Annotated in this window: 18 protein-coding genes, 1 rRNA gene and 1 riboswitch; of the genes, 3 read left to right on the plus strand and 16 right to left on the minus strand. The window is 41.5% G+C overall.

Annotation, left to right across the window (positions count from 1 at the left end):
• Positions 1-45 precede the first annotated feature (45 nt).
• The gene (locus H514_RS0108660; protein ID WP_027446610.1) at positions 46-1,767 is read right to left on the minus strand and encodes an adenine deaminase C-terminal domain-containing protein; all 1,722 of its coding nucleotides are present in this window, start codon (positions 1,765-1,767) and stop codon (positions 46-48) included.
• Between the two features lie 144 nt (positions 1,768-1,911).
• On the opposite strand from H514_RS0108660, the gene H514_RS0108665 reads away from it, so the two are divergent.
• Both H514_RS0108665 and H514_RS25365 read left to right on the plus strand, forming a co-directional pair.
• On the plus strand, positions 1,912-2,163 hold the full coding sequence (locus H514_RS0108665) for a YgaP family membrane protein (protein WP_051255088.1): 252 nt from the start codon (positions 1,912-1,914) through the stop codon (positions 2,161-2,163).
• A 90-nt stretch (positions 2,164-2,253) separates the two neighbouring features.
• Entirely contained in the window at positions 2,254-2,340 is an 87-nt protein-coding gene (locus H514_RS25365; RefSeq protein ID WP_324604037.1) for an EYxxD motif small membrane protein, read from the plus strand.
• Here the strand turns inward: H514_RS25365 and purD are convergent.
• The 14 genes from purD to H514_RS0108735 form a co-directional block, all read right to left on the minus strand.
• A complete protein-coding gene (purD, locus tag H514_RS0108670; protein ID WP_027446612.1) occupies positions 2,303-3,586 on the minus strand; it encodes a phosphoribosylamine--glycine ligase in 1,284 nt (427 codons plus the stop codon). The genes H514_RS25365 and purD overlap by 38 nt on opposite strands.
• Before the next feature lie 17 nt (positions 3,587-3,603).
• Positions 3,604-5,142 (minus strand): bifunctional phosphoribosylaminoimidazolecarboxamide formyltransferase/IMP cyclohydrolase, encoded by a 1,539-nt coding sequence (gene purH / locus H514_RS0108675; protein ID WP_027446613.1) that lies wholly within the window; start codon positions 5,140-5,142, stop codon positions 3,604-3,606.
• On the minus strand, positions 5,115-5,720 hold the full coding sequence (gene purN / locus H514_RS0108680) for a phosphoribosylglycinamide formyltransferase (RefSeq protein ID WP_027446614.1): 606 nt from the start codon (positions 5,718-5,720) through the stop codon (positions 5,115-5,117). The genes purH and purN overlap by 28 nt, the downstream gene beginning before the upstream one ends.
• Complete coding sequence (gene purM, locus H514_RS0108685; protein ID WP_027446615.1) at positions 5,717-6,739, minus strand: phosphoribosylformylglycinamidine cyclo-ligase; 1,023 nt, start codon at positions 6,737-6,739, stop codon at positions 5,717-5,719. Before purM ends, purN begins: the two co-directional genes overlap by 4 nt.
• A 12-nt stretch (positions 6,740-6,751) precedes the next feature.
• The gene (purF, locus tag H514_RS0108690) at positions 6,752-8,164 is read right to left on the minus strand and encodes an amidophosphoribosyltransferase (RefSeq protein ID WP_027446616.1); all 1,413 of its coding nucleotides are present in this window, start codon (positions 8,162-8,164) and stop codon (positions 6,752-6,754) included.
• Entirely contained in the window at positions 8,140-10,365 is a 2,226-nt protein-coding gene (gene purL / locus H514_RS0108695) for a phosphoribosylformylglycinamidine synthase subunit PurL (protein WP_027446617.1), read from the minus strand. Before purL ends, purF begins: the two co-directional genes overlap by 25 nt.
• Positions 10,349-11,032 carry a phosphoribosylformylglycinamidine synthase subunit PurQ gene (gene purQ, locus H514_RS0108700; RefSeq protein WP_027446618.1) on the minus strand — a complete coding sequence of 228 codons (684 nt, stop codon included), beginning with the start codon at positions 11,030-11,032 and terminating at the stop codon, positions 10,349-10,351. Before purQ ends, purL begins: the two co-directional genes overlap by 17 nt.
• Positions 11,029-11,280, minus strand: a complete 252-nt coding sequence (gene purS / locus H514_RS0108705) for a phosphoribosylformylglycinamidine synthase subunit PurS (RefSeq protein WP_027446619.1) — start codon at positions 11,278-11,280, stop codon at positions 11,029-11,031. The genes purQ and purS overlap by 4 nt, the downstream gene beginning before the upstream one ends.
• Entirely contained in the window at positions 11,273-11,992 is a 720-nt protein-coding gene (purC, locus tag H514_RS0108710) for a phosphoribosylaminoimidazolesuccinocarboxamide synthase (RefSeq protein ID WP_027446620.1), read from the minus strand. Before purC ends, purS begins: the two co-directional genes overlap by 8 nt.
• Before the next feature lie 4 nt (positions 11,993-11,996).
• On the minus strand, positions 11,997-13,142 hold the full coding sequence (gene purK / locus H514_RS0108715) for a 5-(carboxyamino)imidazole ribonucleotide synthase (RefSeq protein WP_027446621.1): 1,146 nt from the start codon (positions 13,140-13,142) through the stop codon (positions 11,997-11,999).
• A complete protein-coding gene (gene purE / locus H514_RS0108720; protein ID WP_027446622.1) occupies positions 13,129-13,620 on the minus strand; it encodes a 5-(carboxyamino)imidazole ribonucleotide mutase in 492 nt (163 codons plus the stop codon). Before purE ends, purK begins: the two co-directional genes overlap by 14 nt.
• 118 nt (positions 13,621-13,738) lie before the next feature.
• Positions 13,739-13,840, minus strand: a riboswitch (purine riboswitch).
• 149 nt (positions 13,841-13,989) lie between these two features.
• Complete coding sequence (gene purB, locus H514_RS0108725) at positions 13,990-15,282, minus strand: adenylosuccinate lyase (RefSeq protein ID WP_027446623.1); 1,293 nt, start codon at positions 15,280-15,282, stop codon at positions 13,990-13,992.
• Between the two features lie 177 nt (positions 15,283-15,459).
• A complete protein-coding gene (locus tag H514_RS0108730; protein WP_027446624.1) occupies positions 15,460-15,657 on the minus strand; it encodes an NETI motif-containing protein in 198 nt (65 codons plus the stop codon).
• Positions 15,650-16,207, minus strand: a complete 558-nt coding sequence (locus H514_RS0108735; RefSeq protein WP_027446625.1) for a DUF2179 domain-containing protein — start codon at positions 16,205-16,207, stop codon at positions 15,650-15,652. The genes H514_RS0108730 and H514_RS0108735 overlap by 8 nt, the downstream gene beginning before the upstream one ends.
• Before the next feature lie 154 nt (positions 16,208-16,361).
• On the opposite strand from H514_RS0108735, the gene H514_RS0108740 reads away from it, so the two are divergent.
• Entirely contained in the window at positions 16,362-16,793 is a 432-nt protein-coding gene (locus H514_RS0108740; RefSeq protein WP_027446626.1) for an Hsp20/alpha crystallin family protein, read from the plus strand.
• A gap of 424 nt (positions 16,794-17,217) precedes the next feature.
• On the opposite strand, the gene rrf is transcribed toward H514_RS0108740, so the two are convergent.
• Positions 17,218-17,333 (minus strand): 5S ribosomal RNA (gene rrf / locus H514_RS0108745).
• Positions 17,334-17,379 lie beyond the last annotated feature (46 nt).

Here is a 17,379-nt window from a genome sequence, read left to right on the forward strand (position 1 = left end):
CCCTTCCTCTGTGAACAACATTTTATACTTTAATCCTCTTCTATTTTAACGCATTATCGCAGGAAAAAGTACCTCTTTCTTTTTAACATCAATAATTCCTTTAGGTGTTATGCGAATAAAAGGTAAATGCGTTGATGATAAAAATAAGAGTGTGTACACCGGATCCTGATATGGATACCCATGCTCTTCTAAAAGCTTCTTCAAGCCCTTCTCTTGTTCAATTAATGCTTCCATTGGTACATCAGACATCATACCTGCAATATGCAGCGGAATTTCGTAGACGACTTGCCCTTCATGGACAGCTACGATTCCTCCACCAATTTCTTTCATCCTATTGAAAGCAAGTTTCATATCCTTTTTATCTTTACCGATTAACACCAAGTCACCCGTATTGGAATAAGAGCTAATCAGTCCACCAAGCGACGTTGTAAACCCTTTAATCATAGAATTTACTTTCCATTTCCCTTCTCGATCTAACAAAGTAAGATAGGCTTCGTCTTGTCCGGGTGGGGTTTGGACAGTATAGGGCTTTAATATGACTTCATTTTGCATATGTAAGCCAACGGGAATTGAAAACTGAAGATCATGATCGGTCATATCCCAATCTAATTGTAACTTATCCATTCCATGCTCTGCCCAAGGGAACGAGTCTTTCCACTTTTGAACATCTCCGTAACCTTTCACCCATTTCCCTCTTGCCATAACGGACACTGGTCTCGGTTGATCCTTCGCTTCGAGAAAATTGATATGAGCAACACGACCCGGACCAATTGAGCCGATTCGATGCTCCATCCCAAAATATTTAGCTGCATTATAAGAAGCCATACTATATGCTTCATGCGCAGGAATATTGTTCTCTAATGCAATTTCTATACATCGATCCATAATTCCTTGTTCATAAAAGGAAGGAGTTGATCCATCAGTCGTAAGCATGATGCGATCATAGGTATCAATGCCAAGGTCATTCATTTCTTTTAAAATCTTTGGAAGATCAGGACGAATTGATGAATAGCGAAGAGCAGCTGTGTATCCTAGACGGAGTCGCTCAAATACTTCTTCACCTGTCATGGCTTCATGATCACCATCCGTACCTAGAAGTTTCATTTTTGTTAAAGTTCGTTCTGATGCTCCAGGGAAATGACCTTCCACTGGTTTACGAGCTCTTTTCGTTTCTTGCATCCAATGGAGTACGCGGTCATCATCCTTTAATACGTTTGGCCAGCATGTCAGTTCTCCGCCTTGTAGTACAGCGTCATGTTGCAGCCAATCTAATACATCTTGATCTCGTAAAAATACTTCGTCATTTTGTAATGAGGATTGGGAGTCAAACCTGCTCCACCAGTATAATGAAACGGGTAAATCGTTCAATCCTTCCAATAAAGAAAACGCTTTCTTTTTCTTTAATAAAAAAAGCAACACAAGGTTGTCATTAATTAATGTGGTTGTCCCAGATTGGGATGCATATTGTGCCAATCGATGGGGATTATATAACTGAAACGGATGCGCGTGTGGCTCAATGTAACCTGGAACGAGGTACTGATTGGAGCAATCAACGTATTCTGTCTCGTCACTCTGAGATGGCAATTGATCTCCTACATAAACAATGCGATCTTCGTAGATCCATATATGAGCCTTCATCCAACGTTTCATGTACACATTTAGATACGTAGCATTTTGCAGCACAATCGAAGGAGCAATGGAACCATCCATAACAGCTACATGCTCTCGAAGTTGTTTGTTGCGCCAGCGGTAACGGTGTTCATTCATCGGCCTTCCTCCATTGTTTGATTCGTCTTTTGGGAGTGTGCTAGGCATTATAGACCTAGTATTTTCCATACATTAGTTTTATTTTTTAATGGTAACATAATTTTCAATTTAACGCATTAATGTTTTGAAGGGAATGGTTTATTGATGGTACGTCCAAACATTGGAATCATTAACGCAATGATTCGCATAACAATAGGGTTAACTGTAGTGGCATACTCAACAGCACGTATGGTGCGCCAACCATGGAGACAGAGTTCCATGATGTATGCCATGATTGGGGCTATGAAAGTAGCAGAGGGGATCGTTCGTTATTGCCCTGTTACTGCTATGGTACAACAACAAGCCGATCAAAAGAAAGAAAAACATGATGAAGACAGTGGAATTAATCCATCGTAAATGAAAAAAAGAGTACCGTGATGCTCTTAACTCAAAAGCATCACGGTACAAAAAACGAAGGAGGTAAATCATATGAATATAGCTGAATATATGACAGATATGACATTTGTAATCGCTTTGATCATCGGTAGTATTGTCGCTATTTTGTATATTTATATCCGGAAACGGAAGTCCTAATGGCCTTCCTTGCAATATCTCTACGATAAAAAAACGTACTCGGTACTTGTGATTCTTGAAGTGTGTTATAAATGGATTCGATTGTTTCTTCCAGCGTCTCACCTTGAGCACTTAATAAAAACACACGTCCTCCATCACTCACAAGCTGATTATCCTCTTTTCGAACACCAGCATATATAGGAATTACAGAGTGACTCCCTTTTATATCAGGTAAAAGGTTTCCTTTTTGATATTCCCCTGGATAACCCGCTGAAGAAACGACAACACCTGCACAGAAACCGTCTTTCCAAGTTAGTTGAGGGTCTTTGCCTGACTGAACATCCTCTAATACTTGTATCAAGTCATTTTTAAGCAGAGGAAGAACGACCTCTGTTTCTGGATCCCCAAATCTCGCATTAAACTCAATTACCTTTGGACCATCTTGGGTTTGAATACATCCCGCATAAAGAATCCCGGTAAACGAACGATTTTCTTTTTCAAGAGCATTTGCCGTTGGTTCAAGAATTTCTCTAATAGCTGTCTCGATTACCCCATGGGATAAATGAGGTACAGGAGCATAAGCCCCCATTCCTCCTGTATTGGGTCCTGTATCTCCATCAAAAATTCGCTTGTGGTCTTGAGATGGAAGTAAAGGATATACGTTACGACCATGAACAAAAGCCATTAATGAAAATTCTTCACCTTCTAAAAACTCTTCTATGACAACTTCTTTCCCAGCATCTCCAAACTGACTTTGTTCCATTATGATATCAATTGCTTCAATGGCTTCTTCTACACTCGTCGCTACTGTGACACCTTTACCAGCAGCAAGCCCATCCGCTTTTATAACAATGGGCGCACCTTGATCTTTTACATAAGTTTTGGCTTCATCCGAAGAAGAGAAGGATTCATATTTTGCTGTAGGGATATCGTACTTCTTCATAATATCCTTAGCAAAAGCTTTACTGCCTTCTATTCTCGCAGCTTCTTCAGTTGGGCCAAAGATCGCTAATCCCGCTTCTCTAAACTGATTTACAATCCCATTCATTAACGGTACTTCTGGCCCAACAACTGTCCAGGCCACCTGATTCGTTTTAGCAAAACGGATTAATTCAGCCACATCTGTTTCTGAAATAGAGACAAGCTCAGCCTCTGTCATTCCTGCATTCCCCGGAGCTGCATAAACCGTATCCACTCTAGGACTTTCCACTATTTTCTTCACAAGACAATGCTCTCGACCACCACGGCCAATAACGAGAATATTCAAGCTCCCCACTCCTTCACCTAGTGTTTGAAATGACGCATACCTGTAAAGACCATTGCTATACCATGCTTATTACAAGCATCGATTGAATCCTGGTCACGTTTGGAGCCACCTGGTTGAATAATCGCTTTCACACCCGCTTCCGCTGCTGCTTCAACTGTATCTGGCATTGGGAAAAATGCATCACTAGCAAGAGCACTAGCTTCAGCTTTTTCACCTGCTTGCTCAAACGCTATTTTTGCTGCTCCAACCCGGTTCATTTGACCTGCTCCAACGCCAACGGTTTGTTGTCCTTTCGCTAAAACGATCGCATTCGACTTCACATGCTTCACAACTTTCCAGGCAAATTGCAGATCTTCCCACTCTTGCTCTGTAGGGCGTCGATCAGTTGGCACCGAAACCGTGACATCTTCTAATGTACCTTGATCAGCATCCTGCACAAGTACGCCTCCACGAACACTTGTGATAAGTGAAGTAGCATCATCACTATGATCTGTATCAATTTTCAATAAGCGTAAGTTTTTCTTCTCTGTTAATAACTCCATCGCTTCTTCTGAAAATGAAGGGGCGATTATGATTTCTAAAAAGATTTCTTTCATTTTAGCTGCAGTCTCTTGATCGACTTCACGATTTAAAGCAACGATGCCTCCAAAAATCGAAACTGGATCCGCTTCAAAAGCTCGAGAGTATGCTGTGAAAAGATCATCTCCTACGCCTACACCACAAGGATTCATATGCTTCACGGCAACAGCTGCTGGCTGTTTATATTCAAGCACCATTTGTAAGGCTGCATTTGCATCCTGGATATTGTTATAAGAAAGCTCTTTTCCGTTTAATTGTTCAGCATTCGCAAGGGAAGCCCCTTTATATAATGGATCTTTATAAAATCCAGCTTTCTGATGTGGATTTTCTCCGTAACGGAGATCTTGGACTTTTTCATATGTAACAGAGTATTGCTCAGGTGCCTGTTCACCTTGCGACTCTTGAAAATATTGCGCTATCAAAGTGTCGTAGGCTGCTGTATGCTGATAAACCTTCCCAGCCAAACGTTTACGCTCTTCATACGTTAAATCTCCTTCTTTCATACGCATGATCAGCTCAGGATAATCACGAGGATCAACTACTACTGTCACACTTTCAAAGTTTTTAGCCGCAGCACGTAACATAGTTGGACCACCAATATCGATGTTCTCTATCGCTTCAGCTTCTGTTACCCCTTCTTTAGAGATTGTTTCTTTGAAAGGGTATAAGTTCACAACCACTAAATCAATCAGATTAATATCTAACTCATCTAACTGTTTCATGTGATCCGATTCATTACGTTTCGCTAATAAACCTGCATGTACATTAGGGTGTAACGTTTTAACGCGACCTTCCAAAATCTCTGGGGAATTAGTCACATCAGAAATAGACATCACATCGAGTCCCGCTTCTTCTAGCGTTCGTTTCGTTCCTCCAGTTGATATTAATTCATACCCCAATGTAATCAATTGCTTTGCAAAATCTACAATTCCTTCTTTATTGGATACGCTTAAGAGTGCACGTTTCGTTTGTGGCATGGTTTAATCTCTCCTTCTACACATCTATGAATAACGATTGGATATAACTCGTGCTCGATTTTTTGTATTTTACGTTGTAAGGATTCTCGATCATCATCAGGCGTGACATCAACAGATTCCTGTTGAATGATCGGCCCAGTATCCATCCCCTCATCAACAAAATGAATGGTTACACCAGTTACCGTCACCTTCGCCTCAAGCGCTTGCCCAATGGCATCCTTACCAGGAAAAGAAGGAAGTAATGATGGATGGACATTTAGAATCTTCCCTTGATAAGCCTCAAGCATCGTTTCACCCAGCAAACGCATATAGCCTGCTAAAATCAGCCAATCCACTTCGAGAGCTTCTAATCGTTGTACAATCATTTTTTCATAAGCTTCCTTATTCGAAAAGTTTTTTGGCTGAAAAACTAGAGTTTCAATACCGAGCGTTTCTGCTTTTTGGATAACTGGAGCATCAGGTTTATCGCATACCAATAACTTCACATTACATGGTAATTCTCCCCCTAAAGCTTTTAATGCGATCGTATCAAAATTCGATCCACTACCTGAGGCAAAAATCGCAATGCTTTGTTTCATCGGTAACGAACCCCCGAGCTGTATGTTACTTGGCCGATCGACCATGCTTTTTCCCCTGAAGCGTGTAATTCTTTTAACGCATCCTCCACATCATCTGGTGAAACTGCCACTACCATACCGATTCCCATATTAAATACACTGTACATATCCTGTTCATTCAATTCACCTGCTTGTTGCAAAAAGGAGAATACGCTTGGAACTTCCCAGGCTCCTTTTTCAATTAATGCCCCATAAGAAGACGGAAGAATCCGAGGAATATTCTCATCAAAACCTCCACCTGTTATATGGGATATCCCTTTCACATACACTTCTTTTTTCAAAGCTTTAATGGCTTCCGCATAGATCTTTGTAGGGGTTAGAAGTACTTCAGCAAGTGATTGATCAAAAATACCATAGTCTTGATTGAGATCCATTCCTTTGTCATGAATCACTTTTCGAACAAGGGAGTAACCGTTGGAATGTATGCCGCTTGATCCTATTCCGATCAGGACATCCCCAGGCTCAATTTCATGACCTGTAATAATATTCTGTTTCTCAGCAATACCTACCACAAAGCCAGCAAGGTCATATTCCCCTTCAAGATACATCCCAGGCATTTCTGCTGTTTCACCGCCAATAAGGGCACAGCCTGATTGAACACAACCTTCTGAAATGCCTTTTACGATTTCTTCTATTTGTTTGGGATCATTTTTTCCACAAGAGATATAATCAAGGAAAAAGAGAGGGTCAGCACCTTGAGCGATAATATCATTCACACACATCGCTACGGCGTCAATCCCGATGGTGTCATGTCGATGAGTATCAAAAGCAATTTTCAGCTTCGTACCTACACCATCTGTCCCTGATATCAGAACAGGTTCATCATATGTCAGAAAAGATAGATCAAACATACCTCCAAATCGACCGATCTCCCCCATAACTTCCGGTCGTTTTGTACGCTCGATATGTTTTTTCATTCCTTCAACGGCTTTGTATCCCGCTTCTACATCTACTCCAGCTTGTTTGTATGATTCTCTCACAACGTCACCCCTCTACGCTTTTTCATATGGATGGACTGTTTCCGGGAAGATTTCAGTAGGATAAGATCCTGTAAAACATGCCTGACAATGTCCATGCATAAGGCTTTCTTCACGTTTTCCAATCGACTGTTGCAAGCCCTCAACAGATAAAAAGGCTAAACTATCTGCGCCAATCATGTCCCGAATTTCTTCCACATTGTGCTTACTAGCAATGAGTTCCTCTTTTTCTGAAGTATCGATTCCGTAATAGCATGGATTTTGTATGGGAGGTGCACCGATTCGTACGTGCACTTCTTTAGCTCCCGCTTCTTTCAGCATTCTTACAATTCGTCTACTCGTTGTACCACGTACAATAGAATCATCCACCATCACGACACGTTTTCCTTCTACGATTCCTCGCACAGCTGAAAGCTTCATTTTGACACCTTGTTCTCTTAATTCTTGAGAAGGCTGAATAAAGGTACGTGCGACATAACGATTTTTGATTAAACCGAGCTCATAAGGAATACCTGAGTATTCTGCATATCCAATGGCTGCTGAAATACTAGAGTCTGGTACCCCTGTTACAACATCCGCTTCAATCGGAGCTTCAATGGCTAACTCTTTCCCCATTCGCTTACGTGCAGAATGAACATTAATGCCATCAAGATTGCTATCAGGACGAGAAAAATATACATACTCCATCGAGCACAACGTTCGTTGAATAGGAGCAGCAAATCGCTCAGATTGAATGCCATTTTCATCAATGATAAGCATCTCGCCTGGTTCAATCTCCCGAACATAATCCGCACCAACTACATCAAACGCACAAGTCTCTGAAGACACAACATAGGAATCTCCCATTTTCCCAAGCGACAACGGGCGCAACCCTCTTGGATCAAGAGCTACAAACAATTGGTCCTCCGTCATCACAACAAAAGCATAGGCCCCTTTCAGCATTGTGAGTGCCTGCTTAATACTTTCATTAATAGGAAGGGACCCACTTCGACGAATAAGGTGAGCCACAACTTCTGTATCTGAAGTCGTTTGTAAAATACTTCCCTGCGCTTCAAGTTGACGTTTAAGCGCATGTGCATTTACGAGATTCCCGTTATGAGCTAAGGCAAGGCTATTTTGTTGAGAGCGAAATACAAGGGGCTGCACATTTTCATATCCGTCCCCACCTTGAGTGGCATAGCGAACATGTCCGATTGCTCCATGGCCATTCAGTCGCTCAAACCTCTGCGCATCAAATACGTCTGTAATTAAGCCAAGACCTTTTTCAACTTTCAATTGCTCTCCATCTGTTACGACGATTCCAGCACCTTCTTGACCACGGTGCTGAAGGCTATGCAATCCATAATAGGTGATTTGTGCAGCATCCTCATGACCCCATACAGCAAAAACGCCACATTCTTCATTTAACCCTTTGATTTCAGTTGGCACGGAATCGCCTCCTTCCAGGCTTGTTTTAATTCGTGTGTGGAAAGGTTAAGAACAGGAAGATCGTTATGGCTGATGCTCATGTTTGACTCATCTTTCACTGTCCCAACCAAACGTGCATCGTCTACCATTTCTTCAAACTTTGAAGCGTCCTGCTTTGAAACCGACACGATAAAGCGAGATTGTGTTTCAGAGAAAAGTTCAGCCCCTAAGTCTCCAGAAAGAGCCACCTCACAGCCAAGTTCCTGATCAAACAAGCTTTCAGCTAGAGCAACAGCTAATCCGCCTTCCGCAATATCATGAGCGGACTGGACAACTCCACCTTGGATGGCCTGTAGAAGTTGATCTTGTCTTTTTTGTTCTATTTCTAAGTCAAGATATGGGGCTTTGCCAAAGTATCGTCCTTCTCGAAGCTTCTGCAGTTCACTTCCACCAAACTCCGGTTTAGCCTCACCAATTACATATATTAGATCTCCAGACTTTTGAAAGCTTTGTCGCGTTACATGCTCGAGGTCTTCAATAAGCCCCACCATACCGACTACAGGGGTTGGGAAAATCGATTGCTGATTGGAACCGTTATAAAGCGAAACATTTCCGCTGATTACAGGTGTGGATAACGATTCACAAGCACGACTCATCCCTTCCACTGCATGCTCCATTTGCCAAAAGTACTCTGGTATTTCCGGGTTACCAAAGTTTAAACAATCCGTTAAAGCTAGTGGCTTACCACCTGAACAAATAATGTTTCGAGCCGCTTCAGCCACTGCGATTTTCCCACCGGTATTTGGGTCTAAATAAATATAGCGAGAATTACAGTCTGTGGTCATGGCAATTGCTTTATTGGTTCCTTTAATGCGCAATACGGCAGCATCTGAACCTGGCGCCACCACCGTGTTTGTTTGAACCATGGTATCGTATTGGTCATAGACCCATTCCTTACTTGCGATTGTGGACTGTTTTAATAAATCCATAAGCGTCTCTTCTGCGTTGTCCACATGTGGATAATAGTCTTCCATGTTTTGAAATGTGGAAAAGTACGCTGGTTCTTTTGACGGTTGGTGATAAACAGGTGCATCTTCAGCTAAGGAATCAACCGGAACATCCGCAACGACTTCATTTTGATGAGTTAGTCGTAACACACGATCCTCAATCACTTCACCTACAGAAACAGCATGCAATCCGTGCTTTTCAAAAATCGCTTCAATTTCATGTTCGCGTCCTTTTTCCACAATGAGTAGCATGCGTTCTTGTGACTCTGAAAGCATCAGTTCATAAGGTGTCATGTTCTGCTCTCGCTGTGGAATTTGATCAAGGTTCATTTCGATCCCAGTTCCTGATTTACTCGCCATTTCACTTGATGAAGATGTAAGTCCTGCAGCTCCCATATCTTGCATTCCAACTAAGGCATCACATTGCGTCACTTCAAGGCAGGCTTCAATCAAAAGCTTTTCCATAAAAGGATCGCCGACTTGAACAGATGGACGTTTACTCTCCGATTCTTCGGAGAGCTCCTCAGATGCAAACGTAGCACCATGAATCCCGTCACGTCCCGTTGGTGCTCCAGCATACATCACCGTATTGCCGATTCCTTTAGCGATCCCCTTTTGTATATCTTGTTGGTCGATTAACCCTACGCACATGGCATTCACAAGCGGATTACCCTCATAACAGTCATCAAATTGAACTTCTCCACCAACCGTTGGGACTCCAACACAGTTCCCATAACCAGAAATTCCGTGCACAACTTCTCTGAACAAATACTTCACTCGCTCGGAAGTCAACTCACCGAAACGTAAAGAGTTAAGTAAAGCTATTGGACGGGCTCCCATAGAGAAAACATCTCGTAAAATGCCCCCAACGCCAGTAGCAGCCCCCTGATACGGTTCGATTGCTGAGGGATGGTTATGGCTCTCAATTTTGAAAACGACTGCCTGATTATCACCGATATCCACAATCCCAGCTCCTTCTCCAGGACCTTGCAAAACATGTGGAGCAGTTGTGGGAAACTTCTTTAATAGAGGTTTCGAATTTTTGTAGCTACAATGTTCCGACCACATGACGGAAAACAATCCCGTTTCTGTATAGTTAGGATTGCGCCCAAGAATGTTTTGTATAGATAAAAACTCAGCATCCGATAGACCCATATCCTGATAGATTTTTTTCTCAGCAATATATGCTGGTGTTAGCTCAACTATGGACTGCATGTGTTTCCCTCCAACTCTTTACAATGGATTGAAATAGCTTTAAGCCATCATCTGATCCTAGTAAACTCTCTACAGCTCGCTCAGGGTGTGGCATCATACCGAGAACATTTCCTCGTTCATTTGAGATTCCTGCAATGTTGTGGACAGAACCGTTCGGGTTATCCTCGTATGTGAATAAGATTCTCTCTTGATCTTTGAGACTCTTATACGTTTCTTCATCACAAAAGTAATTTCCGTCTCCATGAGCGACTGGAATACGAATGATCTGACCCTTTTCATATGAGGTGGTAAAAATACTTTTTGTATTCTCAACACGCAACTCAACTGTCCGACAAATAAACCGCTGACCTTCGTTTGATAGCATGGCTCCAGGTAAAAGACCTGCCTCTAGTAAAACTTGAAACCCATTGCATACTCCTAAAACCGGCTTCCCTTTTTCCGCTTCTTTTTTTATAGCGGATATAATAGGAGACGTGGCTGCCATAGCCCCAGACCGGAGATAATCCCCGTGCGAAAATCCACCAGGCAGAAGTATTCCATCAAAAGAAGCAAGGTCGGATTCAGTATGGCGAACAAAGTGTACTTCTTCTCCGATACCTTCTTGAATAGCATGATGCATATCGCGGTCACAATTCGATCCCGGAAATACAATTACAGCGAACTTCAATTGGAGACAACCTCCTCGACCTCATAGCGATAATCCTCTATGACAGGGTTAGCAAGCAATTGATCAATCATGCTATCAATTCTTTCATCAAGGTTCTCTGTCTCCTCTATGAACAACTCAATATACTTCCCAACACGTACTTCTTGAACTTCATCATAATTCATCGAAAGGAGTGAACCTCTTACCGCCTTCCCTTGTGGATCCAAAACGCCTTCTTTTAATGTTACATACACCTGCACTTTAAACATGCACCTTCGCCTCCAGTCGCTTCAAAATAGCTTCATAGATTTCAACCAAGTCTTCAATATCTTCACGGAATACATCTTTATCCATCTTGCGGTTCGTTTTCTTATCCCATAGTCGGCATGTATCTGGTGAAATTTCGTCTGCTAGAACAATAGATCCATCATGCAATTTGCCAAATTCTAATTTAAAATCGATCAGCTTAAGGTCCGCTTCGTCAAAGAAAGATTTCAAGTGAGCGTTAATCGATCGCGCATCCTGCTTAATGCCTTCTAAATCTTCTTGACTTAAACCTGTTAAGTAAGCAGCATGTTCATCATTGATAAGGGGATCCTGTAGCTTATCCTCTTTGTAATAGAATTCAACTAACGCAGGCTCTAAGATTGTACCTTCCTCGATTCCAAGCCTTCTAGATAAACTGCCTGCTGCTACGTTACGCACAACCACCTCTAATGGAATAATTCTTGTATGAGAAACCATTTGTTCTGTTTCGGACAGCGTCTCTATAAAATGAGTCTGGATCCCCTTCATATGCAAGTATTGAAAGACCTTTGAAGAGATCAAGTTATTTAAACGACCTTTCCCTCGAAACATTTTATATTTTTCACCGTTAAATGCTGTTGCCTCATCTTTATATTCCAAAATAAGTTGAAACTCTTCTCCTAGCATCGTGTACACTTTTTTAGCTTTTCCCTCATAAAGCAATGATCCCCTCATTACGTCACCCCTTTTGGTTTATCAAGACCTCTGAAAAGTTGAAAACCTCTGCCTTTTCAAGCGCTTCGTCTAAAGAATTGCCTGTTACCGTTACGTGCCCCATTTTCCGCTTCTCTGTTACTTTGTCTTTTCCATATAAATGGACATGTGCACCTTGGAAATATCGTTTATCTTGAATAACCTTGCTAACTTCTTCACCTAAAAGGTTCGTCATAACAGAAGCATAAGGTCTTGTTATTTTTAATAAAGGAAGCCCACAGATCGCTCGGATGTGCTGATCAAACTGAGATACATTACAACCTTCTATCGTAAAGTGACCGGAATTATGTGGACGTGGTGCCATTTCATTTACGTAAATCTCCTCACCAACCACAAACATCTCAACCGCAAATGTACCGATGAATTGAAGGTGCTCCGCAATGTAGCGAGCAGCATTTCGAGCTTTTTCGACTAACGTTTCTGAAATACGAGCCGGAACAATACTTCTCTTTAAAATATGATGTTCATGTTGGTTCTCTGGAACTGGGAACAATTCAAGCTCTCCGTCTTCCCCTCTGGTCATCACAACAGATACTTCTTGATCAAAAGGAAGCCATGCTTCTACAACACAGAAAGGATGAACATTTACAAATGCTTTTCCGTCTTCTAGATCTTTTGAAGAGTTTAATTTCAATTGTCCTTTGCCGTCATAACCTCCACGCGTTGTTTTGATTACGCAAGGAAAACCAAGTTCATCTACAACACCCTCTAGTTCCTCAGGGTTTTGAACCACACGATATGGAGCTACCGGAACTCCCGCTTCTTCCATCGCACGCTTTTCTTCAATTCGATCCTGTGTAATGCGAAGGGCATTTGCTCCTTGAGGCAACTTACCCTTCGCTTCAAGTTCTTGCGCTAACGTGAGATCCACATTTTCAAACTCATAAGTTATAACTTCGCTCACCTCAGCCAACTGAAGAACAGCTTTCCGATCATCAAATGAAGCCTGGATGTGTTGATCGGCAACTTGGGCACATGGTCCGTATGGTGCAGGATCTAAAACAGCTATACGATATCCCATTTCTTTTGCAGAAAGCGCCATCATTTTTCCAAGTTGGCCGCCACCTAAGATCCCTATCGTTTGTCCTGGATATACATTAGGATTGCTCATGCAATGATCCCCTCATTTCTTGAACATGTTGTTGAAGCCCCTGGCGATAATCTTCAAGCTTTTCCGCCACATTTGTATCAAAAACACTGATAATTTCTGCTGCTAAGATTCCTGCATTTTTCGCTCCAGCAGCTCCAATTGCTACCGTTGCAACTGGAACGCCACCTGGCATTTGAGCGATAGATAGCAGTGAATCCCAACCATCTATTTTTGTTTGAACCGGAACACCAATGACGGGTAATGTTGTTTTCGAAGCCACCATACCAGGGAGATGTGCAGCACCACCTGCCCCAGCAATAATGACACCTACACCTCTTTCTCGTGCAGTTTCTGCATAATTGAACATGTCATCGGGCGTTCGATGCGCTGATACGATGTCTTTTTCATACTCGATCCCGAATTCTTCTAACATCTCACAGGCAGGTTTCATCGTTTCCCAGTCTGATAAACTTCCCATGATCACTCCAACCTTCACCATCATCACCACTCCATTGTTATGATATAAAAAATGCGCCTACCGTCTTGTCTCTATAACGAGAGAAGACAGTAGGCGCATATCAATGAAGATACGTATCCCAGACTGGATACAGGTACTTCTGCAACCGATCTTCCCTCATAGTCCGACGATTAACGGTCGTCAGGTAGAGACTTACGGGCCATATTCCCGAGATTATATGAGGTCCTTTATTTAATTTCTATCTATAGCGTAACAAGGGGAGATTGTAAAAGTCAATGTAATTTTTCGAACGTTTTTAACTGAAATGTTTTTATTGTTCGTTTTTTGGTTTGATTCACTAATAAAAAAGCACGAAACCTCATTAAAGAGGTTCCGTGCCACATCATTCTCTTACAACCCAATTCGTTCAAATACGCGATCAACATTTTTCAAATGATGCGTTGGATCAAAGCAGCTATCCAGTTGTTCAGAAGACAACGTAGATTTGATTCTTTCATCTGTTTCAATTAACTCGCGGAAGGAGATCCCTTTCTCCCAAGCTTCCATCGCCTTAGGTTGAACGATGTCATAAGCCTCTTCCCTCGCCATGCCTTCATCAATAAGTGTTAAAAGCACGCGCTGGGAGAAGATTAACCCGTAGGTCTTGTCCATGTTTTGTTTCATATTGTCCTCATATACCGTTAAGTTTTTCACGATGTTACTAAAACGGTGCAGCATATAGTTCAATGCAATCGTTGCATCTGGTAAAATAATGCGCTCCGCAGAAGAGTGGGAAATATCACGTTCATGCCAAAGAGCGACATTTTCATAAGCAGTTACCATGTGACCACGTAACACACGCGCCATTCCTGTCATGTTTTCTGACCCAATCGGGTTACGTTTATGTGGCATCGCCGAAGAACCTTTTTGTCCTTTTGCAAAGAATTCTTCCACTTCACGTGTTTCTGTTTTCTGTAGGCTACGAATTTCCACTGCGAATTTTTCAATAGAAGTCGCAATTAGTGTTAGTGTGGATAAATAATGAGCATGGCGATCACGCTGTAACGTTTGGGTTGATACAGGTGCAGGGGTTAACCCCAACTTTTCACAAACATAATCCTCCACAAACGGATCAATATTCGCATAAGTTCCTACTGCCCCTGAGAGCTTACCAAACTCGATGTTATGAGCTGCCATTTCAAAACGCTCTAAGTTACGTTTCATTTCTTCATACCATAATGCGAGCTTCAAACCAAAAGTAGTTGGCTCAGCATGAACACCATGTGTACGTCCCATCATGATTGTGTATTTATGCTCCTTCGCCTTCTCGCCTAACACATCAACAAACGTATGTAAGTTTTCACGAATGATATTGTTTGCTTGCTTTAGCAGGTAAGACAAAGCAGTATCCACTACATCCGTAGACGTGAGACCATAGTGAACCCACTTCTTTTCTTCACCAAGCGTCTCAGATACCGCACGTGTAAATGCAACAACATCATGACGTGTTTCTTGCTCGATCTCATGAATACGCTCAATATCAAAAGAAGCACCTTCACGTAACTTTTCAACATCTTCTTTTGGAATATGACCCAGTTCACTCCACGCCTCACATGCCAAAATTTCGACCTCTAACCAAGCCTTGTATTTGTTCTCTTCAGTCCAGATTGCCCCCATCTCAGGACGCGTATAACGCTCAATCATTAAATACCCTCCTATAAAAAAAGCCTATTATCTTTCACACAGAAAAGATAATAGGCTTTCGTAATTGCATTATATGCCATACTATCAATTCGCCCGTTTCAATGTAATCTTAACAAGAGCGAATAGAAAAAGCAATCAAATCACGAACAATTTAGTATTTAAATATTCATTTGTTCGTTATTCAGTTTTCACAGCATCGAAAATAATCTGGCGACCTACAGGATCAACCTTCTTCTCTCCACCTTCCATACGCTCTTGGAAAATGGGCTCTTCAACGCGGCGAACAGGCTGATAACCTTCTTCTTTCATTTGGGCAAGAACCTCATCAATGGACTGCCCTTCTTCTACAGTAAAACGTTTTTTCTTTTTACCCATCCTTCTTAATACGTCCTTTCCGTACCTGCTTCACCCAGAAGCCACCACGAATTTGCTTCGGCTCATAGGCAATTATAAATGCTTTAGGGTCAATGGTTTTTATTGTGTCATATAGGGCTAATTCATACTTTCTTGGCGTTAAAATCTGCATAGCAAGTCGGTCCCCTTCCATTCCATAGGCAAACCAACTCGTTACTCCATATCCTTTATCTCTTAGTTGCTTCGTAAATTCAATATCAGGATTGGAGGATATAACGTTGACCGTTATGTAGCCAAGTGCTAACTTCTCTTCAATCTTCATCCCAACGATGACCCCTAATCCAAACCCGATTGCATAGGCAATTACATTTTGAATTTGATCTAAATTTTCTAGAACAAGACCAAGCCCAACGATGTACACTGTAATTTCAAAGACACTAATAAAAGCCGCCCAGTACCTTTGACCTTTCAACGTAAAAATCATTCGAATCGTTAAAAACGATACGTACACAATGTTTACAACTAATATAATTAATACCATGACAAGGCTATTATCTAAAAGATTTCCCATACTGGTTTTGTCCCTCCTAACTCCTACACTAAATACTTTCATTTGCTCTTAGGACATTCACCCATTAAAAAACTTATGCATACACTATATCGCAATATATTCCACTTTCACAAGCAATTATGATAACTGAATATTTAAAATGGAGGGGATTCCAATGGATCCATTTCAAAACATGCAAGACTGGCGAAAAAATATGGACCGTTTTTTTGGTGAAAATTTTTGGGGAGAATTTGAGGGTATCATTAAGCCTCCCATCCCTCATATCAATCTATACAAATCAGATAATGAAATTCTATGCTATGTAAACATTCCAGGCTTAGAGGATATTGATAAAGTAGATGTTTATGTAGACTATGCTATTTTAGAGATTAAAGGTGTCATCTCTTTACAACCTCAACACCACCAACTCGTTCAAGAAGAGATTTTGCAAGGTTCATTTGAGCGAAAGATCGATCTTCCATACCCTGTTCGAGGCGATAAGATTCATGCATCCTATCAAAATGGCTTGCTCATTATCCAACTGCACCGCCTCATCCACCAAGAGACATCCAAAAATCGAATTAAGATCCATTCGATCGAAGACTAACGCTCAGACCTTTACTGAGCGTTTTTTATGCTTGGTTTTCTTCTCACATTATATAGTATCACTTTCACAGTTAATTCCAAATTAAAACATTAATAAATAAGGGGATGGCATTCGGAATAACTCTATCCTTAATGAGATTATTTTTCCGAATAGAGGCTTCATACTGAATAAATCTATCCTGAATAATACTATCTTTTCCGAATAGAGGGTGCATTTGTACTGATCTATCTCTATGTGGGGTAACACTTCTGTACTTAAGCAGGGATGTGTATTGATCTCCCCTCTATCTATCTCCGAATCTATATCTCGAACCCAAGTCTTCCACATTAGGAGACTATAATGAAGGAAAGCTTAAACCTAAACAACGCTTTTATATACAAAAAGAACCCCAGAGAATCGAAATCCTCTAGGGTTCTTAAAATGTGCTTGGCGGCGTCCTACTCTTGCGGGGGCGAAACCCCGACTACCATTGGCGCTGAAGAGCTTAACTTCTGTGTTCGGCATGGGAACAGGTGTGACCTCTTCGCCAAAGCCACCAAACCTATGTAGTTGAAGGATATACCTTCAAAACTAGATAAGAGACATC

This window comes from Pontibacillus marinus BH030004 = DSM 16465 (genome assembly GCF_000425225.1).
Lineage (GTDB): Bacteria > Bacillota > Bacilli > Bacillales > BH030062 > Pontibacillus > Pontibacillus marinus.

What these genes read in the sequence shown, in the direction of transcription:
- H514_RS0108660 (WP_027446610.1), bottom strand. Translation starts at nt 1,767, where the DNA reads ATGAATGAACACCGTTACCGCTGGCGCAACAAACAACTTCGAGAGCAT.
- H514_RS0108665 (WP_051255088.1), top strand. Translation starts at nt 1,912, where the DNA reads ATGGTACGTCCAAACATTGGAATCATTAACGCAATGATTCGCATAACA.
- H514_RS25365 (WP_324604037.1), top strand. Translation starts at nt 2,254, where the DNA reads ATGACAGATATGACATTTGTAATCGCTTTGATCATCGGTAGTATTGTC.
- purH (WP_027446613.1), bottom strand. Translation starts at nt 5,142, where the DNA reads ATGCCACAAACGAAACGTGCACTCTTAAGCGTATCCAATAAAGAAGGA.
- purN (WP_027446614.1), bottom strand. Translation starts at nt 5,720, where the DNA reads ATGAAACAAAGCATTGCGATTTTTGCCTCAGGTAGTGGATCGAATTTT.
- purL (WP_027446617.1), bottom strand. Translation starts at nt 10,365, where the DNA reads ATGCAGTCCATAGTTGAGCTAACACCAGCATATATTGCTGAGAAAAAA.
- purS (WP_027446619.1), bottom strand. Translation starts at nt 11,280, where the DNA reads ATGTTTAAAGTGCAGGTGTATGTAACATTAAAAGAAGGCGTTTTGGAT.
- purC (WP_027446620.1), bottom strand. Translation starts at nt 11,992, where the DNA reads ATGAGGGGATCATTGCTTTATGAGGGAAAAGCTAAAAAAGTGTACACG.
- purK (WP_027446621.1), bottom strand. Translation starts at nt 13,142, where the DNA reads ATGAGCAATCCTAATGTATATCCAGGACAAACGATAGGGATCTTAGGT.
- purE (WP_027446622.1), bottom strand. Translation starts at nt 13,620, where the DNA reads ATGGTGAAGGTTGGAGTGATCATGGGAAGTTTATCAGACTGGGAAACG.
- purB (WP_027446623.1), bottom strand. Translation starts at nt 15,282, where the DNA reads ATGATTGAGCGTTATACGCGTCCTGAGATGGGGGCAATCTGGACTGAA.
- H514_RS0108730 (WP_027446624.1), bottom strand. Translation starts at nt 15,657, where the DNA reads ATGGGTAAAAAGAAAAAACGTTTTACTGTAGAAGAAGGGCAGTCCATT.
- H514_RS0108735 (WP_027446625.1), bottom strand. Translation starts at nt 16,207, where the DNA reads ATGGGAAATCTTTTAGATAATAGCCTTGTCATGGTATTAATTATATTA.
- H514_RS0108740 (WP_027446626.1), top strand. Translation starts at nt 16,362, where the DNA reads ATGGATCCATTTCAAAACATGCAAGACTGGCGAAAAAATATGGACCGT.